This window comes from Candidatus Blochmanniella vafra str. BVAF, from assembly GCF_000185985.2.
Lineage (GTDB): Bacteria > Pseudomonadota > Gammaproteobacteria > Enterobacterales > Enterobacteriaceae > Blochmanniella > Blochmanniella vafra.
Map to the genome: position 1 here is coordinate 487,242 of NC_014909.2, position 18,070 is coordinate 505,311.

Below are 18,070 nucleotides of genomic sequence, written 5' to 3' on the forward strand. Positions count from 1 at the left end.
TAATAACGTAAATATTTTAAAAACACAAACTAAATAATATATTCTAAATCCTAAAAAAGATATGGGAAAAATTAAAATTAGTACTAATGATTGATAATAAAAATATAATCAAATTTGAATGGAAACCAAAAAATAAAATTAACAATACAACAATATCTAAATATTAATTAATAACTGATAAAATAAACCTAAATAAATTATTGAAGAAATAAACGCTATACACACATCATAACACAACATAAATATACAATTTGGCTAAAAAATATACACTAATACAACAGTACAATAAAAAAGCAAAATTAAATCTAAATTGCATAAAAACATTTAATTGGTCATTCATTATAAATAATTATTGCTTTATTATAGATAAAAAAATCTAAAAAATTTTCTATTAACACTCATAATCAATTTATATGACAAAATTAAAAATTACAATCTAAATAAATAACACAACATACCAATGATAATTATAGAAACTAAATTTTCTTTATTGTATTTTTTAAAAAATTTTAAAAATCTTTACCATAATAACAAGCACAGTGGATTAAATTTCATCAATAAAATAATTAATATAAAATACTAGACTTATATATTTACTCATACAAACCAATTTTGTTAATAATAATATTAAATAATATTCGAACAATTTCAATAACATAAATTATAAATTTATTTATCTCAAACACAAAATATACTGATTATTACGATAAAATAAAGAAAATTTTTACACATTTTATTACATTAACTAAAATAATTCGTGTATACTATTAAATATATGCATAAATAGTTCATATTAGATTTGCTCAAATTATAGACTTTGTTTACTTTTATTCTTATAACGATACATACACATCTTATTAATGCAACATTATTATTAAATATTTACTTAGTAACACAAAAACATATAAATTAACAAACAAATATAAAAATATAAATTTTAATACATATGCGATTCGTTTCTTTTAACATTAATGGATTGAGAGCTCGAACACATCAACTTGATCAACTTATAAATAAACTACAACCTGATGTTCTTGGATTACAAGAAACTAAAGTTCATAATGATTTATTTCCTATAAAAAAAATAAAAAAATATGGTTATCACGTATACTATGATGGCCAAAAACAATATCATGGAGTAGCATTATTCCTAAAAAAATTACCATTAATTGTAACTCGAGGATTTCCGTTGAATCCCTGTCCATACCAAAAAAGAATAATTACAGCTCAAATTACAACATCGATAGGATCTCTAACAGTAATAAATGGATACTTTCCACAGGGCGAAAACAATCAATCTGAAAAATTTATCTATAAAAAACAGTTTTATCAAAATTTAAAAAATTATATACAAAATAACTACAGTAATGAGTCATTATTGTTAATAATGGGAGATATGAATATAAGTCCTACTGATTTAGATGTTGGTATTGGCAAAAAAAATACAGACCGATGGATAAAAATGGGTAAATGCGCTTTTCTTCCAGAAGAAAGACAATGGATAACCGATTTAATGAACTGGGGTTTAATAGATATTTATCGATCTAAATATCCATACCAAAACAACCGTTATTCTTGGTTTAGCTATCAATCTAATGGATTTAAAAACAACAGAGGTTTACGTATTGATTTAGTATTAGTAACTCAACCATTAGCTCATTTATGTACATGTAGTGGCATTAATTACGACATTCGTAATATGACCCACCCTTCTGATCATGCTCCAATATGGGTAGACCTTGACATTGAATATGATGTTTCTACTAAATGAAATAAATAAAACAAATAAAAATAATATTTATCTATACAATATCGATTGTTGTACTTACAATAATTATTATTTAATTAAATTATTATAATTGGGGTAATTATGAAAATTGCATGGAACCTTATCTGCAAAATATTTAAATCTGGTATAAATGTATTAAACATAATACGAATAACCATATTAAATATACTTTTGTTAATTTTCATAATTATAGGAATAAGTATATATTTTCATATAAAAAACACCAAAAACACTACATCCCCTTCTGCTTTAATATTAAATTTAACTGGAATCATTGTCGATAAACCAACAACATATACAAAATTTCAAAAATTTAGTAAACAACTATTCAACATAAATCAATCTCACATACAAGAAAATTCATTGTTTGAAATCATACATATTTTAAGACAAGCAAAAAATGATACAAATATTACAGGATTAATTTTATTATTAAAAAATTTTTCGGGGGGTAGTCAATCATCATTAGAATATATTGGCAAAGCATTATATGAATTTAAAAACACTGGTAAACCTATTTACGCTATTTCTGATCACTACGATCAAATTCAGTATCTTCTTGCTAGTTACGCAAACAAAATTTATATTACACCACAGGGTGAAGTAAATTTACGAGGAATTTCGACTCATAAACTATATTATCAATCATTATTAAAAAACTTAAAAATCAATACACATGTTTTTCGAGTTGGTTCTTATAAATCAGCTATTGAACCATTTACTCGAGATAATATGTCCCCTCAAGTACGCGATGAAGAAAATATATGGATACATCAACTATGGGATCAATATCTAAAAATCATTTCTCTAAATCGAAATATAACAACACAACAAATTTTTCCAGGAATAAATAAAATTATAGATGAATTATATGAAATGCAAGGAGATACAGCCTATTACGCATTACAAAAAAAGTGGGTAGATGAAATTTCATCTTACTCTGACATTGAAAACACAATGAAAAAAACATTTGGAACAAACAAAAATAATACTTCATTCAATTCAATCAGTATATATGACTACAATCTTAAACCCCCTATTACAAAAAATAATAATAATCAAATAGCAATAATTTGCATTCAAGGAACTATTATACACGGGAACAATGATATAGCTGGTTCAACAGGAGGAGACACAATAGTTAGAAAAATTCGTAATGCACGATTTAATCCTAAAATAAAAGCAATAATTTTAAGAGTAAACAGTCCCGGCGGGAGTGTGCACGCATCGGAATTAATTAGACAAGAAATAATAGCTACTAGAAACTCTGGAAAACCAATTATTGTTTCCATGGGAAATATAGCAGCATCCGGAGGATACTGGATTTCAACTCCAGCTAACTTCATTATTGCAAGTAATAGTACTCTTACTGGATCTATAGGTGTATTTGGTATTATTAATACATTTGAAGATTCTCTCGATACTATCGGAGTTCATAGTGACGAAGTAAATACTTCCCCTGTAGCAAATCTTTCTATTGCTAAAGCCTTACCTAATGAATTTAAAAACATGATGCAATTATATGTTAACACAAGTTATCAATACTTCATAAAAACTGTAGCTAAATTCCGTTGCAAAACAATAACCGATATAGATCGCGTAGCTCAAGGACATATATGGCTCGGATATGATGCAATTAAAAATGGTTTAATAGATAAAATTGGGGATTTTGACGATGCAATCAATAAAGCAGCAGAGTTAGCTCATTTAACAGAATATCAATTAAATTGGCACGAAGATAAAATAAATTGGATAAATATCATAATACAACAAACAAATAAAATTGTTTTTTATGCAATCACAAATTTATTAAATCATTATATTGTCCTTAATAATCTTGAAAAATTTATTAAAATCCATTACACTGCAGATAATCATTTTACATGGAACGATCCAAAAAACTGTTATGCTATTTGCTGTAATTATGTAAGTTATCACTAAACTATTATATACTGTAATACAGTCATATCTATAAAAAATAAATATGATTGTATAGATAAGAAAACACAAATTTTTTCTATTCTTAAAATTATTATAAAGAATAATGAACTAATATCATGCATGATAATTTAATTTATACCAAACATAACAATATGTGCAATAATCTTAAAACTTGATAATTAAGAAACATATTGGTATTTAAAATTAAATATAAAAATTAAAAAAGGAGTATGAATACATATGATTACTAAAATTGGCATTAATGGATTTGGTAGAATAGGTCGTATAGTTTTTAGAGCTGCACAAGAACGCGAAGACGTAAATATTGTAGCTATCAACGACGTATTAGATATTGAACACATCAAATATATGTTGAAGTATGATTCCACTCATGGCAAATTCAATGGAGATATCAAATCATTTAACGATTATCTCTTAATAAATGATAAAATTGTATATTATACTTCTGAAAAAAACCCAATAAATTTGCACTGGAAAAAATTTAAAGTTGACGTTGTTATTGAATCTACAGGTATTTTTTTAACTAAAACAGATGCACAAAACCATATACAAGCTGGTGCAAAAAAAGTAATATTAACAGCTCCTCCTAAGGACAATATTCCAATGTTTGTTATGGGAGTAAATAATCATCTGTATCAAGGAGATGCAATACTTTCTAATGCATCTTGTACTACTAATTGCTTAGCTCCGATAGCCAAGGTAATACATGATAATTTTGGTATTATTGAAGGTTTTATGACTACTATTCATTCTGTTACTTCAACTCAAAAAACAGTAGATTCCCCAGTATATAAAGATTGGAGAAGTGGTCGAGGAGCTTATCAAAATATTATTCCATCCTCTACAGGAGCAGCACAAGCTTTAGGAAAAATAATAAAAGAATTAGATGGAAAATTAACTGGAATGGCATTTAGAGTCCCTACATCGAATGTATCTGTAATAGACTTAACTGTACGTTTAAAAAAATCTGTATCTTATAATAACATTTGTGATGCAATTAAATTTGCTTCCGAAAATAACTTTAAAAATATTATAGGGTATATTGATGAAAATGTAGTATCGAGTGATTTCAATGGAGAAAAATTAACTTCCATTTTCGATGCTAAAGCTAGTATGTTATTAAATAATCATTTTATTAAACTTATATCTTGGTACGATAACGAAACAGGCTATTCTAACAAAGTATTAGATTTAAGCGTGTACATTATGAAATATCAAATTAACCATTAATAAATAGGTTATTGGTGAATAACATCCCCCTCCCCCTTTATGAGAAAGGGGCATGCTGTTTTTGAAAAAAATTGGGCATTTATCTCGTACCTACCAACGAATTAAGTTGATATAAAAATTAAAAATATGATAATCTAATAATATTCATATTTTTTATTAAAAATGATTTAATTTATATATGCTTTAAAAGCAATCTAATTGCTATCATTATATTTTAGTTCTTAAAATAAATATTATGCTTTATAATTTTTACATTTATTCTAAATCAAGAAAATGTTGGATTACTTTAATATATAGTATCATAGGGCTAATAAGTGTAGCTTTGTTCGAACAATATTTTTTAATGCTAAAACCTTGTGTATTATGTATATATCAAAGATGCGCTCTGATAGGAATAGCAATATCAGGAATTATTGCTTTAATTTCTCCTAATCGTTTTTTATTTCGAGTTATTGCCATAATTATATGGACATACAGTGCTTATAAAGGCTTATATTTTTCCATAAAACATATCACAACGATCTTATATTCATCTCCATTTTTTACATGCGATCTAATTGTTTCATTTCCTGAGTGGTTACCTTTAAATAAATGGTTACCTATTATGTTCAAAGCAAATGGAGAAGATTGTTCTATACATACTTGGAATTTTTTTTTATTAAACATACATCATTGGATGTTTCTAATTTTTATTAGTTATTTATTTGTAGTAATATGTATAATAATTGCGCATTTCATGCGTATATATAAACATCACTACATTTTGTAAAATAAATTATATCATTAATATATTGATATTTAAATTTATAAAAATTATTCATATTGAAAAATGAGAATACCATTAAAATACGTTATATTAAATTCATCCTTTATACTGTTTAATAAACATGTCAAAAGTTATTTCTATTGATTTACAAGGAAGTAATTTTACACTACTGGTAATGCATGCACATACTACCTGCATGCCCAAAATTCGTTTAGCATTAATAAGAAAAATAAAAGAGTCTCCAAATTTTTTTACCACTAATACCCCAATTATTATTAACGTAGCTAATATTAATCAAAGTTCTGATTGGTTAAAGCTATATCAAACAGTATCTGAGGTTGGACTACTTATTATGGGAGTATGTTGTTGCTATAATAATCAATTAAAAAAAACAATTACTAAAAGTAGGATACCTATCCTAACTAAAGGAACAAATATTATAAACTACAACAAAAATTATAACTCTAAAATCGTTGAGTACCATAATTATTCTGTTCTAACTTTTAAAACTCAAATCATATACACCCCAATCCGTTCCGGCCAACAAATTTATGCTCGTAATAGAGATTTAGTTGTTATTGCTAATGTTAGTTCTGGAGCTGAAATAATTTCTGACGGCAATATTCATATTTACGGGGCTATGCGAGGAAGAGTATTAGCTGGAGCTTCAGGACATGAAGAATCTCAAATTTTTTGTAGTAACTTATCTCCAGAACTTGTATCAATAGGAGGACACTATTGGTTAATCGATCAAATTCCGCAAGAATTTTTAGGAAAATCAGCCCGATTCTATTTAAAAAACAATGCTCTTGTTATTCAACATATTGTATAATACAATTAATTATGACTCGAATAATAGTAATTACATCAGGAAAAGGAGGAGTAGGTAAAACAACATCAAGTGCAGCTATTGCTACTGGTTTGGCAATGTATGGGCACAAAACTGTTGTCATTGATTTTGATATAGGATTGCGTAATTTAGATTTAATTATGGGCTGTGAACGTAGAGTAGTTTATGATTTTATTAATGTAATTCAAGGAGAGGCTACATTAAACCAAGCATTAATCAAAGACAAACATACACATACGAATTGCCTGTATATACTTCCTGCATCTCAAACACGGGATAAAAGTGCCTTAACCCGCATCGGAATAGAAAATATATTTAATCATCTAATTAACAAAATGAATTTTGATTTCATCATATGCGACTCTCCAGCAGGAATAGACAGTGGAGCTTTAATGGCCTTATATTTTGCTGATGAAGCAATTATCGTAACTAATCCTGAAATATCTTCAGTACATGATTCAGATCGTATTTTAGGAATTCTATCTTCTAAATCCAAACGAGCTGAAAATTCATCAGAAAACATAAAAGAACATTTACTACTTACTCGATATAGCCCTAATAAAGTCAAACAAGGCAATATGCTAAATTTAACAGATGTAATTGACATCCTCAGAATTCCATTACTAGGAGTAATTCCAGAAGACTCATTAGTATTAAAAGCTTCTAACCAAGGTACACCAATCATTTTAGATAATTTATCTTATGCAGGCCAAGCTTATTTAGATACTACAAATAGATTATTAGGAAAATCTTGTCCCTTACGGTTTATCAAAGAAAAAAAACAAGGATTTTTAAAACGTTTTTTTAAAAAGAGATAAAATCCAATGATTATTTTAATAAATTTTTTTACAAGAAAAAAAAAATTAAGTACAGCTAATATTGCTAAAGAAAGACTACACATTATTATCGACGAACATAGAATTAAAAACAAATTTGAATTAAATTCTTTACCAAAATTTAAACACGAATTACTTGAAATAATTCATAAATATATTCAAAAACCTCAAATAATTTCAATAAAATTAAAAAAACACGACGAAAACACATCAGTTTTAAAAGTAAATATACTTTTATCTAATAAAAAAATATAGCTTTAACATTACATAATACTCATTGTGTATTGTATTAATACAATTCTGCATTAATTAATTGTTGCAATCATCATATTAATAATATTTTAAATTAATAAATTGGTCTGATTTGATCAGGAGTAAGAATATTGTTAATATTCCAAGAATTGATGCCTAATAGTAACATATCATGTGCTTCAGGTAACATAACTTTTTTTAAAATAATTTTATCACTTTTATCAATACAACACTGTAATTGTTGATGATTATTCCATCCTGTTCCTACAATCATCCACTCTCCCGACAACGTATTACTTATTATATTTTGAGCAACACTCAAAGTTATAAAGCCATCGTCATCCTTACGAATCCAAATATTATTAAAATCATTATACAAATAACGTGCCCAAAATAATTTATTCATACGAGCATCAATCATTGCTATAATATTTTTAATACAAAAAATACGCCAAGCTTTATGGGCAAGCACTGCTAAAGAAGATACTGCTACTAGGGGTAAATCTGCTCCTACTGCTAAACCTTGGGCGACACTTATTCCAATCCTTACTCCAATAAAATTACCTGGACCTTGATCAAACACTATACAATCAAGAGATTTTAATGAAACTCCAGAGTCAATTAACAATTGATTAATAATAAACAAAATTTTTTTATCATGAGATTGAGGAGCTAAAATACTGTAATCATATATTTTTTCACCAACCATAATCGCAACTGAACATAATTCAGTAACAGTATTAAACGCTAAAATTCGAACAGTCATATTAAAACCTACTACTTATTTTGATACACCATAATAACAACGGATATCTTATCGTAAATCAAATAATTAAATTAATACGTAAATTACACAATATATTATAATAATTCATATAAAATATTTACAATTTTAAATAAAAAACTTCAAATAAAATTTTGTATCATATATAGTAATAGCAATGCACGTAAACATATACACACATGTTACAATAACGAACATAAATATACCAGTATATATTTTACTTTCATTGTATAAACTCGATTTCTATGCATTAGAACACCACACATCGTAGCAAATCACCTATAAGGATTATTAAATTAAATGACAATTAATCTCATAGAATTACCTTACCATCCTAATGCTACCCTAAATTTATTTGAATCATTATCCAATACGCCTTGGTCTATGTTATTATATTCCGGTTATGAAAATAAACATTCCGAAGGCCGTTACGATATACTAGTAACCAATCCCGTGTTAACATTACTTACATACAATGATATTACTACAATTTCATCTAAAAAATTTCATAAAATTAGTAAAGAAGATCCTTTTTTATTATTAAAAAAATATATACAAACATATCAATTGCAATCAGATAATAATTATCCTATTCCATTTCAAGGCGGATTTTTAGGGACATTCGGATATGATTTAGCTAGACGTATAGAACAATTACCAAATTTATCAAAAAAAGATATCTACCTTCCAGATATGGCCCTAGGCTTATATAGATGGGCTATTATCTCAGACCATAAATTATTTAAAAATTATTTAGTAACCCATGATCACCCAGATATGACTTTATCCTGGATAAAAAAACAGCACATCTATCATAATTGCAGTCACTATACAGGATCATTTAAATTATTGAATCCATGGAAAAGTAATATTGATTACTCCGAATACCTAAAAAAAATTCAAATTATCAAAAAAAATTTAATATCAGGAAATTGTTATCAAATATGTTTAGCTCAACGATTCTTAGCTCCCTATATTGGAAATGAGTGGGCAATATTTCGATATTTATTAAATTACAATCAAGTTCCATTTTCTGCATTTATTCGATTACCTAATAATTCAAGCATATTAAGTTTTTCACCGGAGCGTTTTATACAATTAAAAAAATCAAAAATTAAAACTCAACCAATCAAAGGCACATTATGCAAATTAAATAATAAAAAATCTGATAAAAAACAAAAATTAAAACTGTTTCAATCTGTCAAAAATCAATCAGAGAATTTAATGATTGTCGATTTATTACGAAACGATTTAGGAAAAGTATCTATCCCAGGTAGCATTTATGTTACTAAATTATTTGATATTCAATCATTTTCTAAAATACATCATATGGTTAGCACAATTATAGGGATACTTGACACCGATAATTTCTCAGCTTGCGATTTATTAAAAGCATGTTTCCCCGGAGGATCAATTACAGGCGCTCCTAAAATTCAAGCTATGAAATTAATAGAAGAATTAGAACCTCATCGCCGTAGTGTTTGGTCTGGAAGTATTGGATATTTAAGTTGCTGCGGAAATATGGATTCTAATATCATTATTAGAACTTTATTATCTGAAAAAAAATATCTTTTTTGCTTTGTTGGTAACGGTATTATTTTTGATAGTAACCAAGAACTAGAATACCAAGAAATGCAAGATAAAATGCTAACTCTTTTAATACCTATATTAAAACAAAATTAAAAAATTTCAAACCACCATATTGAGTATAATCAAAATTCTTGATAATCTTTACTAAATCATAAATTTTAACACGTGATACAATTATACAACATAATAATTAAAAATTTTTAGGTTCATAAAAAACATCGTTTACACGATATAAACGCTCTACCTCTACTAATTCAATACGATATTCTATCATTTGTTTAATAATAAATCTCCACTCATTAATTATCAATATATCACCTTCTTTTGGTATATGGTCACAACGAGATAGCAACAATCCTGCTAAAGATGCGACATGATCACATATATCTGCCAAATTATATGTTTTTAATGCCTGTTGTAAGGCATGCAAATCCGTACTACCTTTCACTAACCAACTTTTTTCATCAATTGTTTTAATCTCAGGAGTCTCATCTTCATCAGGAAATTCTCCAGCTATAGCTTCTAATACGTCTACAGGAGTAATTAATCCTTGAATAACTCCAAACTCATTGGATACAATCACCATACTTCCTTTTGCTCGTCTTAATTCCGTTAACAAATTTAACACATCCAATGTTTCAGGCACTACAACAGGTAAATTTTTGGCAGCATATGTTTCGACTGGTTTCCCTTTAGAAATAGATGCCATTAAATCCTTAGCCCGCACAATTCCTATTAATTGATCCAATTCTCCATCACAGACCGGAAACATATTATGAGGAGTATTTGTTAAAACTGAATATAACTCTTGTGTCGATTTTTGAGAATCTAACCATGTAATTTCATTACGAGGAGTCATTATACTACGTAAAGAACGTGAAGCTAATGATAATACCCCTGTGATCATATGACGTTCTTCTTCAGCAAATTGAGTTTTTAGCGGAAAGGTTGAAGATTTTTTTTCTGAAAAATCCCATTGTGATGCAGAAGAACTACCTCCCATTAATTTCATTATTGCTTCAGCCGTGCGTTCCCGCATAGATTTATTAGATTGATTTTTCATAAAATTACAATAAGCAATCTGATTCAATAATTCAATCAATACAGAAAAACCGATAGCAGCATATAAATACCCTTTGGGAATATAAAATCCTATTCCTTCAGCCATTAAGCTAAGCCCAATAATCAGCAAAAAACTTAAACACAATACTATTACAGTTTGGTGATTATTAACAAAATTTATTAATAAACGAGACATTGACAACATTATAATTACTGAAACAATAACCGCTATAATCATCACCGATAAACGATCTACTGTGCCAACAGCTGTTATTACCGCATCAAGAGAAAAAATCGCATCAAATACTATGATTTGTATCACTACAATCCAAAAACTAGCATATCCACGTTCAGAATGTCGACTATGCATTTTATGCTCTAATTGTTGATGTAATTCCGTAGTCGCTTTAAATAAAAGAAAAAATCCCCCGAATAATAAAATTAAGTCCCGACCAGAAAAAGAAAAAGCAATAACCTTAAATAATGGCTGTGTTAAAGTTGCAATCCATGAAACTAAAGATAATAATGTTATACGCATAATTAATGCTAATGTTAATCCAACAATACAAACATGTTCGCGTTGATTTTTCGGCAATTTATCTGCTAAAATAGCAATAAATACTAAATTATCAATTCCGAGTATCACCTCTAAAACGACTAAAGTTAAAAATCCTGCCCACATTGATAAATCTGTTAAAAATTCCATGACAATCCTTATTCACAATATCAAATGCAAATCATGCATAAGCATATTTATGCTAAAAGCAAAATATACCGTATGACCTACTTCATACAGGAATTACGAAAAATAAAATTATATATCACTGAATAATATACTAGTCTTATAATAGGATAGGAAGATTGTTCATATTAAACAAAAATATGAAATTGATAAAATAAACATTGTTAATTTTACGTTAATAAAATTTTTATCACAATAGGTATTCATATATTTATAATTACTATAATAAATCTAACGTTTATATTATATATATAATATATCATTATAATAAAAAAAATAGTATAATGATTTGTTATTCAAATAAAAATTATTTACTTAGAATAAGTGTACATATTTAAAAAAATAAAAACATAATTGAGATTTCGAAAAATAGAAAAAATAAAATTATAACATTCAATTAACGGAGAAAAATATAGTGACTATCGCAGTTATACTCAGTGCTCACGGATCTGTCTCTGAAAAATTACTCCATACTACAGAAATGATTGTAGGCAAACAAGAAAATGTTGCTTGGATTAACTTACTCCCTTCTGAAAACACTGATACTTTAATTGAAAAATATAACACACAATTATCCAATCTGGATATTAATTCAGGAGTATTATTTTTAACCGATATTTGGGGAGGCACTCCATTTAATGCAGCTCAACAATTAATATTAAATCACAAAAATTATGATATTATTACTGGAATGAATATTCCTATGTTAATAGAAGTATTTATAGCTAGAGAACATACTCATACAATAAAAAAATTAGTACATATTGCATTACAATCTGGATCAGAAAGTATAAAAGCAGTAAAAAACTCATTATTTAGCCCTGATACAAAAAATTTAAAAAAAACTTCTATATCTACTAATCAACATAATAAACATTTTAATAAAAATGATAAAAATAATATGACTATATGCTTAATTCGTATCGACGATAGACTAATTCATGGACAAGTAGTAACGCGATGGGCTAAGGAATATAAAATCAATCGTATTATTGTAGTAAATGACGAGATTGCTACTGATGAAATAAGAAAAGATCTACTTACTCAAGTTACTCCTCCTGGAATTACTGCTCATGTCATAAGTGTTAATAAAGCTATACGAGTATATAATAATCCTAAATATGCAAAAGATAAAATAATAATGTTATTTTCCAACCCCACAGACGTAGTTCGATTAATTGAAGGAGGAAGCGTTCCTATTAAATCTGTAAATGTTGGAGGTATGTCCTTTAGCACAGGAAAACAACAAATTCATAACGCTGTATCAGTAAATTCAATAGATATCAAAGCTTTTAAAAAACTTGATCAACTTGGTATTCACTTAGAAATACGTAAAGTACCATCAGATTCACCAATCAATTTAATAAAATTAATAGAAAACATTACTTAATTAAATATTTTAAAGATATATAATTTATACATTGTAATTACACATCAAATCTTATCGTTGATGTTTTTATTTCTAATCTTTTATAACATAAAAAGGATGATTTATGGAAATCAATACATTTCAAATTATTCTGCTATTCTTTACTTCTTGTATTGTTGGAATGGCTTCAATACTTGATGAGTTTCAATGTCATAGACCTTTGATAGCATGTACTATCGTAGGATTAATTTTAGGAGATATAAAAACTGGAATCATCATTGGTGGAACATTAGAAATGATAGCTTTAGGATGGATGAATATAGGAGCTGCAGTAGCCCCTGATGCAGCATTAGCTGCTATTATTTCTACCATATTAGTCATTGCAGGAAAACAACCTATTGGAGCAGGCATTGCTTTAGCAATTCCATTAGCCGCAGCAGGACAAGTATTAACTATAATTGTACGAACTATTACTGTTGCATTTCAACACGCTGCAGATACTGTAGCAGAACGTTGTAACTTAACAGCATTGAGCTTAATTCATATAACAGCTTTAATATTGCAAGCTATGCGCATTGCAGTTCCTGCAACTATTGTCAGTATTTCTATGGGCACTGAAGTAATTCACCGAATATTAAATTCGATTCCCGAAATTATCACAAACGGATTAAACATTGCGGGAGGAATGATTGTTGTTGTAGGATACGCTATGGTCATCAATATGATGAGAGCTGGATATTTAATGCCATTTTTTTATTTAGGATTTGTTATTACAGCTTTTACTAACTTTAATTTAGTAGCATTAGGGGCTTTAGGAATTATTATAGCTATCTTATATATTCAATTATCTTCAACCCATCAAAAAACAGAACAAAAAAAATATCCTTATTCAACTTTAAGTACAGAAAATAAACTCGATAATGAATTAGATTAATAGGTGATCACAATGATAAATAATGCTGCTCATAATAATAATGACAATTATAATAACAAAAATAAAAAACAAATAATTCAACTAACTAAAAAAGATATTAGATCTGTTTTTATTCGTTCTAATTTTTTTCAAGGATCTTGGAATTTTGAACGCATGCAAGCATTAGGATTTTGTTTTGCCATGATTCCAGTAATTCGGCGTTTATATTTAAATAATAGTAAAGAACAAAAAGAAGCGATTAAAAGACATCTAGAATTTTTTAACACACATCCTTATGTTGCTGCGCCTATTTTAGGAATTACTATGGCTATGGAAGAAGAAAAAGCTAATGGAGCTACAGCCATTGATGACGCATCCATTAATGGACTAAAAGTAGGATTAATGGGACCTTTAGCTGGAGTAGGAGATCCAATATTTTGGGGTACTATTAGACCAGTATTTGCAGCATTAGGAGCGGGAATAGCAATGACTGGCAATCTATTAGGACCATGTATATTTTTTATTTTTTTTAATACAACTAGATTAATAACGCGTTACTACGGTATAATATATGGATATAAAAAAGGCATTAGTATTGTAAAAGATATAGGAAAAGGAGGGTTATTAAAAAAATTAACAGAAGGTTCTTCAATTCTAGGTTTATTTGTAATGGGAGCACTAGTTAATAAATGGACTCATGTTAATATTCCATTCGTTTTATCAAGTATTACGGATAACGAAGGAAACACTACCATCACCACTGTTCAAAATATTTTAGATCAGCTTATGCCTGGATTTGTGCCTTTATTACTCACTTTCGCATGTATGTGGCTACTCAACAAAAAGATAAATGCTTTATGGATTATTGTAGGTTTTTTCATATTAAGCATATCAGGGCACTGGATGGGCCTGTTGAGCTAGTGTACACTAGCTCAACAGGCCCATCCAGTGCCCTGATATGCTTAATATGAAACACTCTTTTTTTATTTTTATCCTATTCTAACAAACTACTAAAACTCTATCTTCAAAAATAACTCTCAGAAATTTTTCTTTTTTATATAAATAAAATATTTTATATAATAGACAAACTAAACATCCTTACTTACAAGGACCCTTAAACTCTTTAATAAAACCTAAAAATAAATAATTTATAATAAAAAATTCCAAAATTTTATATAGTTGTTACATTAACCGCGGAAGGTCCTTTATGCCCATCTTGAATTTCAAATTCAACATTTTGACCTTCAGATAAGGTCTTAAACCCATTTCCTTGAATTGCAGAAAAATGAACAAACACATCTTTACTTCCATCAGAAGGTGTAATAAAACCAAACCCTTTAGATTCATTAAACCATTTTACTTGACCTTTAATTTTCGCCATCTTACATATTTCCTTTAAACGTTTTACCTAAAATAAAATTTTTAAATATTAAATCTACCAATTGTACAATATCACACAATATAATCTAAATTATTAATAATAAATTCTCTCCTCACTAAACTATCAAACTACACTTATATTCAATATATACCAAATTACCTAAAATATTCTATAATTCTCTAATATACATTGATCCTATCAACTTTATAATAAAAACTAACTGACCTTTCATGATAACAGAAAAATACTCATTATCAATTTTTTTTATACGTATTTTAAAAAATAATATTATGAATCAAAAAAATATATCTGTAAAATTAGATACTTTGACAATATAATAACATAACATATATAATAAAAATTTTAATATATTTTTATATATTAACTAAGTACAATTATTTTCAAAAAATTTTTAATAACCCATTAATCTATCACTACTCTTTAAACATATATGTTTATTCATTAAAATTCAACAATCAATCTTTCAGACTTATCAACTAATACAATACCATATACAAATTTATAATTTGTATATCATTCTTTACATATATAATCTACTACTTTATTTTTCCCTTACCCAAAAAATAATATTTTAAATATTTAAACCAATACAACGATCAAAACCCTATACATCCTAATATAATTTTTAAATTAATACATACTTTAAAAATATTTAAATAAATTAAATCTACTCTTCTCAAAGAGAAATATTATTAATACAGTATTCATATATATGAATATAAATATATATCACTCATTAATGTATATATATAAAAAATACTAATAACTTATATATTCATTCCAACTACGATTATCTTTAAGCATCATAGCGGTAGACTCACTAGGACCCCAAGTTCCAGCTTGATACACATTTAAAATACTATTACTTGATTGCTCCTCCCATGCTTTAACAATAGAGTCAACCCACTTCCAAGAACCTTCTACTTCATCATAATGCACAAATAAAACTTGAATACCTCGCATAACTTCCAATAATAATCGTTCATATGCATCAGAAACATACTCTTTAGAAAAAATTTTATTGAAATACAAATTCATATTAACAGGTTTTAAACGATTTTTATTCCCCAACCCAGGGACTTTACTAAGAATCTGCATATCTATACCTTCATTTGGTTGTAATCTAATAATTAATTTATTATTAGGCAAACATGAACATAAGTCTGAAAACAAGTTCAACACTGGTTTTTTAAAATATATAACAATCTCAGAATATTGCTTAAATAATCTTTTCCCTGTTCTTAAATAAAATGGAACACCAAACCATCTCCAACTATCTATATTTACTCGAATAGATACAAAAGTTTCAGTAGTGCTATTTTGATTAGCTCCTTTTTCTTCTAAATAACCTGGAACCGGTTTACCTCCAATGAAACCTGCGACATATTGACCTCGCACTGTAATCTCATGTATTCTATAGGGATCAACCATCCGCAACGCACGTAAAATTTTAACTTTTTCATCTCTAATACAATCAGAGCTTAAACAAGACGGAGGAGACATAGCTACAATAGTTAAAATTTGTAATAAATGACTTTGTATCATATCTCTCATTTGGCCTATTTTATCAAAATATCCCCAACGACCTTCAATTCCTACTTCCTCTGCTACTGTAATTTGTATATGATCAATAGTGCTATTATTCCAGTTAGAAAAACACAAAGAATTTGCAAAACGCAGCACTAATAAATTCAATACAGCTTCTTTTCCTAAATAATGATCTATTCTATAGATTTGAGTTTCAGAAAAATATTTTGATACATTGGCATTAATAACACGAGCAGAATCTAAATCAATACCCAATGGTTTCTCTATGACCACTCTATTTAATTCTTTATTTAATCCTATTGAACTTAATCCTTTACAAATATTATCAAAAGTATGCGGCGGCATAGCCAAATAATTTATTGTTAACAAATCCAAACGTTTTAATTTATTGATCAATAAAACAAAACGCTCTGTATGATTAATATCTAAATTACAAAATTCAAATCGTCGAGAAAAACGATTCCATAAATTTTCGTCAATCGATTCTTCTCGCATAAAAATTTCTAATGCAGAACGTATAACCTTAACATATTTTAAGGTATCCCATTCTGCCCTACCCACTCCTAATATACAAGTATCAGGATGAATAAATCCTATCTTTTCTAATTTATATAATGCAGGAATTAATTTTCTACGAGCTAAATCCCCTTTAGCTCCAAAAATAATTAAATTACACGCATGTTCTGCAGGCGTTTCAAATGAAATATTCAATATTTTACCTCATATAAAGAACACTATTAAAATATTATAACCTATTTATACAGATATCAATCATCCTTCTAATACTCAAATTATCTATCAAATCTATACTATTTAAATAGTATATCTCAATAAAAAAATTATTTACTAATCAAACACTCTTAATTCAATATATAGTAATCACTTAATCCACAAAAATTATTATTCATATGCATTAATATTGCATCAATATATAACATCTTCCTACAAAAAAAAATACTATAAAAAATTATTTTC

At 27.4% G+C, this 18,070-nt stretch carries 15 protein-coding genes; 11 read left to right on the forward strand and 4 right to left on the reverse strand.

What is annotated here, in order from left to right; all coding sequences use genetic code 11:
- The first annotated feature begins 946 nt into the window (after window positions 1–946).
- From xthA to minE, 7 genes are all read left to right on the forward strand, one after another.
- Window positions 947–1,771, forward strand: a complete 825-nt coding sequence (gene xthA / locus BVAF_RS02165; RefSeq protein ID WP_013516750.1) for an exodeoxyribonuclease III — start codon at window positions 947–949, stop codon at window positions 1,769–1,771.
- Window positions 1,772–1,870: 99 nt separating this feature from the next.
- Complete coding sequence (gene sppA, locus BVAF_RS02170) at window positions 1,871–3,730, forward strand: signal peptide peptidase SppA (protein WP_013516751.1); 1,860 nt, start codon at window positions 1,871–1,873, stop codon at window positions 3,728–3,730.
- A 240-nt stretch (window positions 3,731–3,970) separates the two neighbouring features.
- Entirely contained in the window at window positions 3,971–4,981 is a 1,011-nt protein-coding gene (gene gap, locus BVAF_RS02175; protein ID WP_013516752.1) for a type I glyceraldehyde-3-phosphate dehydrogenase, read from the forward strand.
- Window positions 4,982–5,216: 235 nt separating this feature from the next.
- Window positions 5,217–5,750, forward strand: coding sequence for a disulfide bond formation protein DsbB (gene dsbB, locus BVAF_RS02180; RefSeq protein WP_013516753.1), 534 nt, complete (start codon window positions 5,217–5,219; stop codon window positions 5,748–5,750).
- 118 nt (window positions 5,751–5,868) lie between these two features.
- Window positions 5,869–6,579 (forward strand): septum site-determining protein MinC, encoded by a 711-nt coding sequence (gene minC / locus BVAF_RS02185; RefSeq protein ID WP_013516754.1) that lies wholly within the window; start codon window positions 5,869–5,871, stop codon window positions 6,577–6,579.
- 11 nt (window positions 6,580–6,590) lie between these two features.
- A complete protein-coding gene (gene minD / locus BVAF_RS02190) occupies window positions 6,591–7,415 on the forward strand; it encodes a septum site-determining protein MinD (RefSeq protein ID WP_013516755.1) in 825 nt (274 codons plus the stop codon).
- A gap of 6 nt (window positions 7,416–7,421) precedes the next feature.
- Window positions 7,422–7,688 carry a cell division topological specificity factor MinE gene (minE, locus tag BVAF_RS02195; protein WP_013516756.1) on the forward strand — a complete coding sequence of 89 codons (267 nt, stop codon included), beginning with the start codon at window positions 7,422–7,424 and terminating at the stop codon, window positions 7,686–7,688.
- A gap of 91 nt (window positions 7,689–7,779) precedes the next feature.
- Here minE and tsaB read toward each other — a convergent pair whose 3' ends face one another.
- The gene (gene tsaB, locus BVAF_RS02200) at window positions 7,780–8,451 is read right to left on the reverse strand and encodes a tRNA (adenosine(37)-N6)-threonylcarbamoyltransferase complex dimerization subunit type 1 TsaB (RefSeq protein WP_013516757.1); all 672 of its coding nucleotides are present in this window, start codon (window positions 8,449–8,451) and stop codon (window positions 7,780–7,782) included.
- A 318-nt stretch (window positions 8,452–8,769) separates the two neighbouring features.
- Between tsaB and pabB the strand changes: the two genes are divergently transcribed.
- The gene (gene pabB / locus BVAF_RS02205; protein WP_013516758.1) at window positions 8,770–10,152 is read left to right on the forward strand and encodes an aminodeoxychorismate synthase component I; all 1,383 of its coding nucleotides are present in this window, start codon (window positions 8,770–8,772) and stop codon (window positions 10,150–10,152) included.
- A 97-nt stretch (window positions 10,153–10,249) separates the two neighbouring features.
- Here the strand turns inward: pabB and BVAF_RS02210 are convergent, their stop codons facing one another.
- Window positions 10,250–11,827 carry a TerC family protein gene (locus BVAF_RS02210; RefSeq protein WP_013516759.1) on the reverse strand — a complete coding sequence of 526 codons (1,578 nt, stop codon included), beginning with the start codon at window positions 11,825–11,827 and terminating at the stop codon, window positions 10,250–10,252.
- A 451-nt stretch (window positions 11,828–12,278) separates the two neighbouring features.
- Here BVAF_RS02210 and manX point away from each other — a divergent pair, with 451 nt between their 5' ends.
- From manX to BVAF_RS02225, 3 genes are all read left to right on the forward strand, one after another.
- A complete protein-coding gene (gene manX / locus BVAF_RS02215) occupies window positions 12,279–13,253 on the forward strand; it encodes a PTS mannose transporter subunit IIAB (RefSeq protein WP_013516760.1) in 975 nt (324 codons plus the stop codon).
- Between the two features lie 103 nt (window positions 13,254–13,356).
- Window positions 13,357–14,166, forward strand: a complete 810-nt coding sequence (locus tag BVAF_RS02220; RefSeq protein WP_013516761.1) for a PTS mannose/fructose/sorbose transporter subunit IIC — start codon at window positions 13,357–13,359, stop codon at window positions 14,164–14,166.
- Window positions 14,167–14,178: 12 nt separating this feature from the next.
- Complete coding sequence (locus BVAF_RS02225) at window positions 14,179–15,066, forward strand: PTS mannose transporter subunit IID (protein ID WP_013516762.1); 888 nt, start codon at window positions 14,179–14,181, stop codon at window positions 15,064–15,066.
- 250 nt (window positions 15,067–15,316) lie between these two features.
- On the opposite strand, the gene cspE is transcribed toward BVAF_RS02225, so the two are convergent.
- Both cspE and zwf read right to left on the reverse strand, forming a co-directional pair.
- A complete protein-coding gene (cspE, locus tag BVAF_RS02230; RefSeq protein WP_013516763.1) occupies window positions 15,317–15,526 on the reverse strand; it encodes a transcription antiterminator/RNA stability regulator CspE in 210 nt (69 codons plus the stop codon).
- Between the two features lie 780 nt (window positions 15,527–16,306).
- The gene (gene zwf / locus BVAF_RS02235) at window positions 16,307–17,806 is read right to left on the reverse strand and encodes a glucose-6-phosphate dehydrogenase (RefSeq protein ID WP_013516764.1); all 1,500 of its coding nucleotides are present in this window, start codon (window positions 17,804–17,806) and stop codon (window positions 16,307–16,309) included.
- Window positions 17,807–18,070 lie beyond the last annotated feature (264 nt).